This window comes from Arthrobacter sp. W4I7, assembly GCF_030816215.1.
Lineage (GTDB): Bacteria > Actinomycetota > Actinomycetes > Actinomycetales > Micrococcaceae > Arthrobacter > Arthrobacter siccitolerans_A.
This window is the reverse complement of the sequence record NZ_JAUSXU010000001.1, coordinates 611,183-623,072: the sequence shown is the minus strand read 5'-3', so window position 1 is coordinate 623,072 and position 11,890 is coordinate 611,183. Positions and strand designations below refer to the sequence as shown.

10 protein-coding genes are annotated in these 11,890 nt (G+C 65.7%); 4 read left to right on the top strand and 6 right to left on the bottom strand.

Going from position 1 to position 11,890, the window contains the following annotated elements:
- The first annotated feature begins 87 nt into the window (after nt 1-87).
- Complete coding sequence (locus QF047_RS02875; protein WP_307273710.1) at nt 88-1,521, top strand: TrkH family potassium uptake protein; 1,434 nt, start codon at nt 88-90, stop codon at nt 1,519-1,521.
- Nucleotides 1,514-2,200 carry a TrkA family potassium uptake protein gene (locus tag QF047_RS02870; RefSeq protein WP_091422541.1) on the top strand — a complete coding sequence of 229 codons (687 nt, stop codon included), beginning with the start codon at nt 1,514-1,516 and terminating at the stop codon, nt 2,198-2,200. The genes QF047_RS02875 and QF047_RS02870 overlap by 8 nt, the downstream gene beginning before the upstream one ends.
- Before the next feature lie 89 nt (nt 2,201-2,289).
- On the opposite strand, the gene proC is transcribed toward QF047_RS02870, so the two are convergent.
- The 5 genes from proC to QF047_RS02845 form a co-directional block, all read right to left on the bottom strand.
- Nucleotides 2,290-3,123 (bottom strand): pyrroline-5-carboxylate reductase, encoded by an 834-nt coding sequence (gene proC, locus QF047_RS02865; RefSeq protein ID WP_306635609.1) that lies wholly within the window; start codon nt 3,121-3,123, stop codon nt 2,290-2,292.
- Between the two features lie 387 nt (nt 3,124-3,510).
- Nucleotides 3,511-4,497, bottom strand: coding sequence for a Ppx/GppA phosphatase family protein (locus tag QF047_RS02860; protein WP_307273706.1), 987 nt, complete (start codon nt 4,495-4,497; stop codon nt 3,511-3,513).
- Between the two features lie 7 nt (nt 4,498-4,504).
- Entirely contained in the window at nt 4,505-4,924 is a 420-nt protein-coding gene (locus tag QF047_RS02855; protein ID WP_306635613.1) for an SseB family protein, read from the bottom strand.
- A 197-nt stretch (nt 4,925-5,121) separates the two neighbouring features.
- Nucleotides 5,122-7,848 (bottom strand): type I DNA topoisomerase, encoded by a 2,727-nt coding sequence (gene topA, locus QF047_RS02850; RefSeq protein ID WP_307273701.1) that lies wholly within the window; start codon nt 7,846-7,848, stop codon nt 5,122-5,124.
- A 136-nt stretch (nt 7,849-7,984) separates the two neighbouring features.
- Nucleotides 7,985-9,670, bottom strand: coding sequence for a methyltransferase (locus QF047_RS02845; protein WP_307273698.1), 1,686 nt, complete (start codon nt 9,668-9,670; stop codon nt 7,985-7,987).
- A gap of 101 nt (nt 9,671-9,771) precedes the next feature.
- On the opposite strand from QF047_RS02845, the gene QF047_RS02840 reads away from it, so the two are divergent.
- Together QF047_RS02840 and QF047_RS02835 are read left to right on the top strand one after the other, a co-directional pair.
- The gene (locus QF047_RS02840) at nt 9,772-10,248 is read left to right on the top strand and encodes a hypothetical protein (RefSeq protein WP_307273695.1); all 477 of its coding nucleotides are present in this window, start codon (nt 9,772-9,774) and stop codon (nt 10,246-10,248) included.
- A 38-nt stretch (nt 10,249-10,286) separates the two neighbouring features.
- Entirely contained in the window at nt 10,287-10,856 is a 570-nt protein-coding gene (locus QF047_RS02835; protein ID WP_307273692.1) for a hypothetical protein, read from the top strand.
- Nucleotides 10,857-10,879: 23 nt separating this feature from the next.
- Here QF047_RS02835 and QF047_RS02830 read toward each other — a convergent pair whose 3' ends face one another.
- Nucleotides 10,880-11,773 (bottom strand): rhodanese-related sulfurtransferase, encoded by an 894-nt coding sequence (locus QF047_RS02830; protein WP_307273690.1) that lies wholly within the window; start codon nt 11,771-11,773, stop codon nt 10,880-10,882.
- Nucleotides 11,774-11,890: the final 117 nt, after the last annotated feature.

Sequence of the window (11,890 nt, the reverse complement as noted above, 5' to 3'; positions counted from 1 at the left end):
AGCCCGTTGCCCTTCCCGCCCGGCCATTACGCGGACATAAGTGGTTTACTACTGAGGGAAGAAGAGTCAACCGAGGAAAAGCCACACATGACGCAAAGCCAGTCGAGGCCCCGGAACCCGGCCAGCTGGCATCCCCCGGAGCAGGAGCGGGAGGGCCTCTGGGTTTTCACGCGGGTGCGTGACTTCATTGACGACATTGCAAACACCTCGCCGGCCCGGCTCGCGCTGAGCGCCTTCGCCGCCGTGTGCCTGGTGTTCACGTTCCTGCTCTCCCTGCCCATCTCCTCCGCCACCGGCACGGCCACCCCGTTGCACGAGTCGATGTTCACGGCCGTCTCCGCCGTGTGCGTCACGGGCCTCACCGTGGTGTCCACTGCGGTGCACTGGTCCTTCTTCGGCCAAATGGTGATCCTGATCGGCATCTTCATCGGCGGCCTCGGCACGCTGACCCTGGCGTCGCTGCTGGCGCTGATGGTGAGCAAACGGCTTGGCGTGCGCGGCAAGATCATCGCCGCCGAATCCATGAACAACGCAGGCCGCCTTGGAGAGGTGGGTACCCTGCTGCGGATCGTTATCACCACGTCGGTGGTCATCGAAGGGACCCTGGCGCTGGCCCTGATCCCCCGCTTCCTCACCCTGGGCGAGCCCTTCTGGCAGTCCGTCTGGCACGGCATCTTTTATTCAATCTCGTCCTTCAACAACGCCGGTTTCACCCCGCACTCGGATGGCATTGTGCCGTACGAGACCGACCTGTGGATCCTGGTCCCCCTGATGCTGGGCGTGTTCCTGGGCAGCCTCGGATTTCCTGTGGTGATGGTCCTGCAGCAGAACGGCCTGAACTGGCGCAAGTGGAACCTGCACACCAAGCTCACCATCCAGGTGTCCTTCATCCTGCTGGCGGCGGGAACCGTGCTGTGGGGCCTGATGGAGTGGGACAACGCCCGGACCATTGGCCCCATGGAACTCGGCGACAAGATCACCCACTCACTTTTCGCCTCGGTGATGACCAGATCCGGGGGATTCAACCTGGTGGACCAGAACCAGATGGAGTCCACCACGATGCTCCTGACGGACGCACTGATGTTCGCGGGCGGCGGCTCGGCTTCCACTGCAGGCGGCATCAAGGTCACCACCATTGCCGTGATGTTCCTGGCCATCATTGCCGAGGCCCGGGGCGACGCGGACGTCAAGGTCTACGGGCGGACCATCCCCCAAGGCAGCATGCGCGTAGCCATCTCCGTGATCGTGGCCGGTGCCACCCTTGTTTCAGTGTCCGCGTTCCTGCTGCTCCACATCAGCGGCGCCTCCCTGGACCGGGTGCTGTTCGAAACCATTTCCGCCTTCGCCACCGTGGGGCTCAGCACCAACCTCAGCGCCGAACTGCCGCCGTCGGGCGTTTATGTCCTCACGGCGCTGATGTTCGCTGGCCGCGTTGGCACCGTTACCCTTGCAGCCGGCCTGGCCCTGCGCCAGCGCAGCCAGCTGTACCACTACCCGGAAGAGAGGCCAATCATTGGCTAGTTCCCCAGACGCCCCACGTCGGCCCGCCCACAATGCTCCGGTTCTGGTGATCGGGCTGGGCCGGTTCGGTTCCTCCACGGCCGAGCAGCTGGTCAAACAGGGCCGGGAAGTACTCGCCATTGAGCGTGACCGCAGCCTGGTGCAGAAGTTCGCCCCGCTGCTGACTCACGTGGTGGAGGCCGACGCCACCAACATCGACGCGCTCCGCCAGCTGGGGGCACAGGAGTTCAGCTCGGCTGTGGTGGGCGTTGGCACGTCCATCGAATCCTCGGTATTGATTACCGTCAACCTCGTGGATCTGGGCATCGAGCACCTGTGGGTGAAGGCGATTACGCCCTCGCACGGCAAAATCCTCACCCGCATCGGCGCCAACCACGTGATCTACCCGGAGGCCGATGCCGGTGTCCGGGCCGCCCACCTGGTTTCCGGGCGCATGTTGGACTTCATCGAGTTCGACGACGACTTCGCCATCGTGAAGATGTACCCGCCGCGCGAAACGGTGGGGTTCACCCTGGACGAGTCCAAGGTCCGGTCGAAGTACGGCGTCACGATCGTGGGCGTCAAATCCCCGGGCGAGGACTTCACCTACGCGCGGCCCGAAACCAAGGTGTCCTCCCGGGACATGCTGATCGTGTCCGGCCACGTGGACCTGCTGGAACGCTTCGCCGCCCGTCCGTAATCCCCACCGGCTCCCAGCCTTCGCAAGCTCAGGCAGGGTCCCTCGCCGGCGTGGGCCCCGGCCACGGAACCCCGCGATTGTGGGCCCAGTCAGCCCAGCTGTTTGGTGATCTCTGCTGCCCGGTCCGCCGCTGCGCGGGCGCCCGCGGCGATGATGGACGGGATGCCCCGCTCGTCGAAGGTTGCGATAGCCCTCTCGGTAGTACCGTTCGGGCTGGTCACGGCTTTGCGCAGGGACGCCGGGTCAGCCCCAGGCTCGGCGAGCATAAATCCGGCGCCGGCCACGGTTTCCCTTGCCAGGAGCAGGGACAGTTCAGCGTCCAGGCCCAGCTCCTGCCCTGCCGCTGCCATGGCCTCGGCAAGATAGAAGGCGTACGCCGGTCCTGAGCCGCTGATGGCGGAAAGGGCATCCACCTGTTCCTCCGGCACCTCGACAACGGTTCCCGCGCCCTGCAGGATGTCCTTGACCTTCTGCAACTGTTCCTGCGTGCAGCTGGTGCCCGGCGAGACCGAGACAACACCGCGCCCGAGCTTGGCGGGAGTATTGGGCATGGTGCGGATCACGGGCTGTCCGGCGGGGAGGGCAGCCTCCAGCTGGGCGATCGAAACCGCAGCAGCCACACTCACCACTACCGTTTCCGGCGCCAGTGCCGGGCTGATCTCACGGGCGAGATCCGCGATGCCAACCGGCTTGACGCCCAGAATCACGACGGCTGCGCCCTTGCTGGCCTGCTTGTTGTTGTCCGGTTCCTCCTCGCCGGCGATCGCGGTGATGCCGTGGTGGCGCTCCGCCAGTTCCGCGGCCCGTTCTGCACGCCGGACGGTGGCCACGATGTCCGCCGGATCCGTCCCGGCTTCCAGCAGACCTCCGAGGATGGCTTCGTTCATGGACCCACAGCCAAGGAATGCGATTCGGTTGCTCATGGCTCCATCATTGCAGTTTGATCCTGCAGGCGCAGAAATGCGTTAAGCGCAGCGTTCCCGCCGGTCCAGGCAAGAATTCCTGCCGGCCGGGAACTTCCCGAAACACACTCACAGCTGACTCACATGTTGGATGCAGGTACTTCCCAACTAGCGCCCCTACTGTAGTTACTACCTCATTGAGGGTGCGAGTGATGCGGCAGGCATGGGGATGTCTGCCAGGGCACCGGCGTACGCAACAGGTTTTCCCCCATTTTCCTGTCGCGGCCGCCGGTGCTTCCGCTTTTAACGCGCACTTTGACCCATTAGGCGCCTTTGACCATTAGCTGCCTTCTTGCCCTCGGCCTGTCCCTGTACCTGAAACTGACTGATTGGCCTATGCTGCTGCGCTCAGACGGCGGCCTGGACGGCGGGCGGCGTAACGTGCGGGGCCAGCTCCAGGGGCCCGGAGAACACCAGTTGGTCGAGCCGCCGGAGAATTAGGCCTTCCCTCAGTGCCCACGGACAAATCTTGATCTTCTTGAACTTGAACAACTCCAGGGCCGCTTCCGCCACCAGCGCCCCGGCCAACAGCTGGTGGGCCCGGGCTTCGGAAACGCCGGGCAGATGGAGGCGGTCTTCGGCTTTCATGGCGGAGATGCGCTGCGCCCACACCCCCAGGTCGGAGCCGTGCAGCTCGCGCTTAACGTAAGGGCCGGCCGCGCTGGGGGCGGCTCCCGCAATCCGCGCAAGGGACCGGAAGGTCTTGGAAGTTCCTGCGACGACGTTTGCCCGGCCCAGTCCGTCGAATTCGCGGACCGCGGGCTTCAGGGTGGCCCGGATGTAGCGGCGGACTTCCTTGACGCTCCTGGCCGAGGGCGGGTCCTCGGCAAGCCAGTCCCGGGTAAGCCGGCTGGCGCCCAGCGGCACGGACGTGGCAACTTCGGGCAGCTCGTCCTGGCCAAAAGCCATTTCGAAAGAGCCGCCGCCGATGTCCAGGTTGAGGATGGGTCCGGCGCCCCAGCCGTGCCAGCGCCGGACGGCGAAGAAGGTCATGGACGCTTCTTCGCTTCCCGTCAGTTCCTGCAGCGTGACGGTGGTTTCGTGCTTGACGCGGGCCAGGACTTCGGGCCCGTTGGTGGCTTCGCGGATGGCGGAGGTACAGAACGCCAGAAGGTCCTCGGCCTTGTGCCGTGCCGCGAATTCCCAGGCTTCCAGGACGAATTCCGTGAGTTCGTGTTGGCCTGCGTCACTGATGCTGCCGTCCCGCTCCAGGTACTGGACCAGGGAAAGCGGACGCTTGTGCGAGGCGAAGGGCACTGGCCGCGCGCCGGGGTGGGCATCCACCAGCAGGAGATGGACAGTGTTGGACCCGATATCGAGGACGCCTAGCCGCATGCTGACATTATTCCCCGTCGGCGCGCTTGAAGTCGCGTTTGATGTTGGCCACGCCTTCGGGATTGATCTCAAAGCCGTAGGCTGCCCCCGGGTTGATGACCATCCCGAGCTCGTCACCGATGTTGGCGATGATTGCCGCGCCCTGCGTTCCGAGCACGTTGGGTGCTGCCTCCAGATACTGCTGGTCAACCCGGCTGGGGTGCGAGAAGACGGCCAGGACGGGGTCGCCGTCGGCGTTGGCGAGGACCAGCGGCTCCACTTGGGAATCGACGCCCTCGATATTGTCCGGGCTGACGATGTAGACCTCACTGTTCAGGAAGGACAGGATGACGTCCACAGGATTGGCATCAGGCTGTCCGCCCGTGGCGAGCTTCTCCTCGAGGTCATTGAGGGGAGTCTGGTCGGCAATGCCTGGCTGTTCAGTCATATACCTACTCGACCACGTTGGGCTCTCCACTGCAATTCGGCCAATGCTTGCTGACGGCCGACTGGGAGGAATCCGGCAGCGTAGCGTCAAGCGTGGGCCCACACCGTCCGGGTTCCCTGGCCGAGCTTGCGAGGCGAGGGGGACGGTGGGGCGAACGAGCGAGCACGCAGAGGATTTCTTCCAGTCGGGCCAACCACTTACTTCTTGGCCGTTGCCTTCTTCTTGGCAGGAGCCTTGCGGGTGGGTGTGCGCTTGACCGGGCCCTTGGCGCGCTTCTCGGCGAGGAGCTCAACAGCCTGTTCACGGGTGAGTTCCTCCAGGGAGGTGGCGCGGGGAACCGTGATGTTGGTGATCCCGTCAGTGATGTAGGGGCCGAAGCGGCCTTCCTTCACCACGATGTTTTTCTCCGACACCGGGTCCGGGCCGAACTCCGCCAGCGGCGGGACGGCGGCACGGGCGCCGCGCTGCTTCGGCTGCGAATAGATCTCCAATGCCTGTTCCAGCGTGATGGTGAAGATCTCCTCCTCCGATCCGATCGAGCGGGAGTCGGTGCCCTTCTTCAGGTACGGACCGAACCGGCCGTTCTGCACAGTGATGAGGTTGCCTTCGGCGTCCTCCCCCAGCACCCGGGGCAGGCTCATGAGCTGAAGTGCCTCGTCCAGGGTCACGGACTCAACGGTCATGGACGTGAACAGCGAGCCCGTGCGCGGCTTGGCCTTGACCGGCTTCTTCGGCGGCTTGGGCTTGCCGTTCTTGTAGTACTCCACCGGCTGGTTGGCGATCTGTTCCTCGGTCATCTCAGGGATGATCTCGGTAACGTACGCACCGTAGCGGCCGTTCTTGGCGACGATGGTGTGCCCGGTGTGCGGATCGGTACCCAGCACGCGCTCCTCGGGAGCAGCCGTTTCCATCAGCTCAATGGCCTTGGCGGCGGTCAGTTCATCGGGGGCGAGGTCCTCCGGCACGTTCGCACGCGCCGACTCCACAATCTCCCCCGTCTTTGCGTCCACGGTGGCCGCGGAGCTTTCCAGGTACGGGCCGAACTTGCCCACCCGGAGCGTGATCTCGTCCGTGATGGGAATGGAGTTGATTTCCCGCGCGTCGATCTCGCCGAGGTTGTTGACGATGCTCAGCAGGCCCGGATCGGAGTCCTCGCCGAAGTAGAAGTGCCGAAGCCAGGAGGCGCCGACGGCCTGGCCGTTGGCGATCTTGTCGAGGTCGCCTTCCATGTCAGCGGTGAACTCATAGTCCACATAGTCGCTGAAGTGCTGTTCCAGCAGCCGGATCACGGAGAAGGCGATCCAGCTCGGCACCAGGGCCGAGCCCTGCTTCCGGACGTAGCCGCGGTCCTGGATGGTGGAGATGGTGGAGGCATAGGTGGACGGGCGGCCGATGCCTTTCTTTTCCAGCTCCGCGGTGAGCGATGCTTCGGTGTAGCGCGGCGGCGGTGACGTTTCGTGGCCGATGGCGATGATGTCCGCGGCGGTGAGTGCGTCGCCCTTGGCAACGTTGGGAAGGCGGCGGGCCTCATCGGAATCGTCGTCGCCGCGGGTCTCGTCCTTGCCTTCCTCGTAGGCTGCCAGGAAACCGGGGAACGTGATCACGGTGCCGGAGGCCGAGAACTCGGCGTCACGCCCGTCAGTAGCCACGGCGCCCAGGCGGATGGTCGCCGTCGAACCCTTGGCGTCAGCCATCTGCGAGGCGACCGTCCGCTTCCAGATGAGCTCGTAGAGCCGGAATTCGTCGCCGGACAGCTGCTTGGCCACCTGCGCGGGTGTGCGGAAGGAGTCTCCGGCGGGGCGGATGGCCTCGTGGGCTTCCTGGGCGTTCGCGGCCTTGCCGGTGTACACGCGCGGCGACTGCGGGATGTACTCGGGGCCGTACAGCTCGGAGGCCTGGCGCCGGGCGGCGGTGACGGCTTCGTCGCTCAATGAGGAGGAGTCCGTACGCATATAGGTGATGTAGCCGTTTTCGTACAGGCGCTGGGCCACCTGCATGGTGCTCTTGGAGGAGAACCGCAGCTTGCGGCCCGCCTCCTGCTGCAGCGTGGAGGTGGTGAAGGGCGCCGCCGGGCGGCGGGTGTAGGGCTTGGTGTCGACGGAGCGAACGCGGAACTCGGCGTTCTGCAGCCCGGCGGCCAGGGACGTAGCCAGCTCTTCGTTGAGGTGGGCGACGTTCTTCGAGGTGAGGACGCCGTCGTCGTTGAAGTCACGGCCGCTGGCAACCTTGGCACCGTCGACGGAGGCGAGCTTGGCTTTGAAGGAGCCGGCGTCTGCGCCGAACTGGCCGGTGAGGTCCCAGTAGGAGGCGGCCCTGAACGCCATGCGCTCGCGTTCGCGGTCCACCACCATGCGCGTCACCACTGACTGCACGCGGCCGGCGGACAGGCCCCGGGCCACTTTGCGCCAGAGCACCGGGGAAATCTCGTAGCCGTACAGGCGGTCCAGGACACGGCGGGTTTCCTGCGCGTCCACCAGGGCAGTATCGACGTCGCGTAGGTTGCCCATGGCGCGCTGGATAGCTTCCTTGGTGATTTCCCCGAACGTCATCCGGTACACCGGGACCTTTGGTTTGAGTACTTCCAGCAGGTGCCACGCGATGGCTTCGCCCTCGCGGTCCCCATCGGTTGCGAGGTAAAGTTCGTCGGCGTCCTTGAGCGCAGCCTTGAGCTCGGTCACCTTTTTCTTTTTGTCCGGGGACACCACGTAATACGGCTTGAAGTCGTGGTCAATGTCGACGGCGAACTTGCCCACGGAGGTTTTCTTCAGCTCGGCGGGGAGTTCGGACGGCTGCGGCAGGTCGCGGATGTGACCAATGGAGGCCTCTACGATGAAGCCCTCGCCCAGGTACTTGGCGATGGTCTTGCTCTTGGCCGGAGACTCCACAATCACGAGTTTCTTGCCGGTTTTGGCCTTGCTTGGCACGGTGCTCCTACAGAAAAAGGTTGCTCGGGCAGATGCGCCCATACTGGCCTAGTTCACCATATTTTGCAGAAATGTGCGCATCCATGTGGAAAAGAGGGGGCTTGGCCGGGCTGCCTTCCGCCCCTCAGTCCCTGCCTTAATCCGTGGCTGGAATCAGGAAGCCGTCCCGGACCAGGTTGGCTGCTTCGGCGAGCAATGCGCTCCGGAACGTGCCGGCGTCGAACGCTTCTTCCCGGATGCCGTCGGCGTCCGGACTGACGCCCGAACTACCCCCGAAACCGCCGCCCAGCAGCGCCTCCAGCGCCCCGGCGATCTGGCCGGCGGTGAGGTCACCGTCGCAGGCGGAGACGAACCCGGCAAGTTCGGTGCTGAGCAGGTTGGTCCGGCGCAGGCCGGCTCCCTGGCGCAGCAGGATCACGCCCGGGTGTTCGGCGCCGGGCCGCTGGTGGCGCTCCTCGGTCACGTCGTCCGCCACCAGCAGGTGCGCGTCCTCGATAGTGTTGGCGGCCAGCCAGTCCTGGCGTTCCAGGGCCGCGCCCAGGTGCGGGCCGATGGGCTGCTCGATGGGGTAGGTGATTTCCTCGAACCGGGTGAAGGGACCCTGCCCTGGCGAAAGGGGCCGGCGCAGCAGCACCATGCCGAAGCCGATCCCCGCCACGTTCCTGGACTCGAAGTCCGCGAGGTACGCCGCGTACGCGTCCTGGTAGTGTTCCCGGTCCCGGCCCTCTGAGGCGTCGCGCAGCCACGTTTCGGCGTACTCCTCCGGGCTGACCAGCTCCCGCTGGATGAACCAGGCGTCCAGGCCTGTGTCCACCCAGGACTGGGGGCGCTCCTGCCAGGCGGTACCTTCGGCCACTTCCCAGTTGCCCAGCATCTGGGCCGTTCCGCCGGGAGCCAGGACCGCCGGAAGATCCGCCACGAGGGCCGCCACGATGCCGTCGCCCGGCATGCCGCCGTCGCGGTAGGTGAACTGTTCGGAGGCGTCCTCCCCCGCGCTGCGCGGCGTGATGACGAAAGGCGGGTTGGAGACCACCAGCCCGAATTCCTCGCCGGCAACCGGTTCCAGCAGCGAGCCGAGGCGCAGGCTCACCCGGTCCCCCAGCCGGTCCGGGTCCACGGACAGGGCCTCCGCGTTCAGCAGGATGTTGAAACGGGTAAAGGCGAGCGCGCGTTCGGAAATGTCTGTCGCCGTCACGTGCTCGCAGTGGTGCAGCAGGTGGAAAGCCTGGATGCCGCAGCCCGTGCCAAGATCCAGTGCCCGTTCGGTGTGGCGGCGGAACGTTGTCTGCACCAGGGTGGTGGAGGCCTGGCCGATGCCGAGGACGTGGTCGTGGCAGAGGACGCCTTCCTGCTGGTGCGCCGCGAGGTCGCTGGCCACCCACAGTTCGGCGCCGCCGCTGCCGTCCTCATTAACGTCCCAGCCGTAGGGCCGCAGGTCGGCTTTGGCGGCCAGGAGCGCGGTGCCGGGAACGGGCTCCACCAGCCCCAGTGCCAGCAGGCCTTCTGCGCGGATGCCTGGCAGCGCGGCGTCGAGCGTTTCCTCCGGCTGCGGCTCGGCGAGCAGCCACAGGCGGACGACGGCGGCAAGCGCCTTCGCGCCGTCATCCCGCCGGACGGCGCGCTCGGCAGCCAGCAGCCCGGGAATGGTCTGGTCCCGGTTCAAGGCCGTGTAGGCCGGTTCGCCCAGGAGGTTCGCTACGCCGTCGAGCGTGTACTCCACGGCGCGCAGGTCCGCGGCAAGTGCGGTGAGCAGGTCCGGAAGGTCGCTGCGGGGCGCGTCGGGGGTGTTGCCGGCGGTGAACTCGTACAGGGAATTAGGCACCGCTCAAGTTTAGTGCGGCGGCTTCGGTCAGCCGGCAGGTCCGGCTTCGGTCCGGCGGCAGGTGGAACGTTGCGGCCGGCCGGACGGGGTAGCGTTGAGGTATGCCAACACCGCTTTCCGTCCTTCCGCGCGCCCGGAAGCAGCCCGCCCACCGGAGGCGCCTCGCCCTCAAAGCATGTGCGCCGGCAGGCCTGGCGGCTCTTGCCTTGGCGGGGTGCTCGCCCGTGGTGTCGATTGAGAACGCTGACGTTCCCGGATGGCGGGCCACCGCGCTGCCAACAACCCCGGGGGCCCTACTGGAGGACGCCGGAAAAATCCTCAACCGGAACCGGATCATCCAGGAGGCTACCAACGTCAGCGCCGGCCGCTACACCTTGACGGCGACCTGCGAGGGCGGGGGCAAAGTGTTCTTCGCGGTGTCCCTGGACGGGGAAGACGTTGTGGACGCCGGAGCGGCCTGCAACGGCAGCAAAGAGGTCACCGGGATCACGCTGCCGCGGTCAGGGACCCTGGAAATCAGCACTTCCAGTGTGGACGCGCCCCTCATCTACGCCTACCGGCTGGCGCCCGCCGAATAGCTATGGCCCGCAGGGGCGTGCGGGCTTAAAGTCGGACTATGCCCAGTGTGCGGAAATCCTCCGCGCCCCGTCCGGTGCGGACAGCCCCGGCGCCGCTGACGCGAAAACCTGCGGCCGCCGTCGTCTTCGGCCTTGTGCTCACGGCGGGGCTGGCGCTGGGCGGCTGTGAATACACATACGACGACGGCCGGTTTGCTGATCCCGCTGATGCGGAGCAGACAGTGGCCCCGGCTCCGGCATTTACCCGCGATCCCCTGCAGCGCGAGCCTGTCAGCGAGGCGGAACTGGATTCCTGGGTGGCCCGCACCCTGCCCGATACGGATGATCCTGTGGTTGATGCGGCGGCCGGGCTGCTGGCCGCGGGCGAGGTGCGCAGCGAAACCACTCCCGTGGTGGGGACGGGAACCTATGCCTTGGCGTTGACCTGCCGGAGCCAGCGCAGGGTGAACTTCACCGTGCGCAGCAACGCGCTCACACTGGTTGACCTTGGGTTGCGGTGCGGCATCAACCGGGAGAACGTCATTTATCTCTCGGCCGAAACGGCGCTGACCATCACGGTAGAGGCCAGGACGGGCGCCAACTACGCCTACCGCCTCCGGCGCCTGTGATGGCTGTTGCCGGTGCCTGGACTTTAGGCCGCGCAGCCTTCGGGGCACCTCAGGGTGTCCGGGCTGGAGGCGCACTCAGCGCAGTACAGGGTGAGGGTGCGGCAGCTCGGGTTGGAGCAGTTCTCGAATTTGCTGGTGGGGGCGGCGCAGCGGGTGCATTGGCCGATGGTTTTGGCGTCCTCGCTGAACTCGAGGTGCATACGCTTGTCGAACACGTAGAGCGAGCCTTCCCAGAGGCCCTGGTCCTTGAAGGTTTCGCCGTAGCGGACGATTCCGCCGTCGAGCTGGTACACCTCTTTAAAGCCGCGGTTGACCATCAGGCTGGAGAGCACCTCGCAGCGGATACCGCCGGTGCAGTAAGTGACCACCGGTTTGTCCTTGAGGGAGTCGTACTTCCCGGACTCGAGTTCCTTGATGAAGTCGTGGGTGGTGGCGACGTCCGGGACGATGGCGTCCTTGAAGCGGCCGATCTGTGCTTCGAAGGCGTTCCGGCCGTCGAAAAAGACCACGTCTTCGCCGCCCTGTTTCCTGGCGTCGACGAGTTCGTGCAGCTCTTCGGGTTTAAGGTGCCTGCCGCCGCCCACCACACCGTTGGCGTCCACCTTGAGTTCGCCGGGGGCGCCGAAGGAGACGATCTCATCGCGCACCTTGACGCTGAGCCGGGGGAACTCTTCCGCGCCGCCGTCGGACCATTTGACGTCGATGCCGTGGAAGCCTTTGTACTCACGGGTGGTCTTGACGTACTGCTTCACGGCGCCGATCTCGCCGCCGACCGTTGCGTTGATGCCGTCCTTGGAGATGAGGATGCGGCCGGTCAGTCCCAGCTTTTCGCAGAGGGCACGCTGCCAGAGCCGCACGGCGTCGGGATCAGCGATGGGGGTAAAGCCGTAAAAAAGGACGATTCGGTTCAAAGCCACGTATTTAAGGGTACCGGCTTGGATTCGGGCGGCCTGACCCGGTTCCGCCGCCCCTGGCCGCTGGATGGTGCTGCATCACAATTGCATAAGCAGCGGACTTCTGGCCTGCCACCCCCT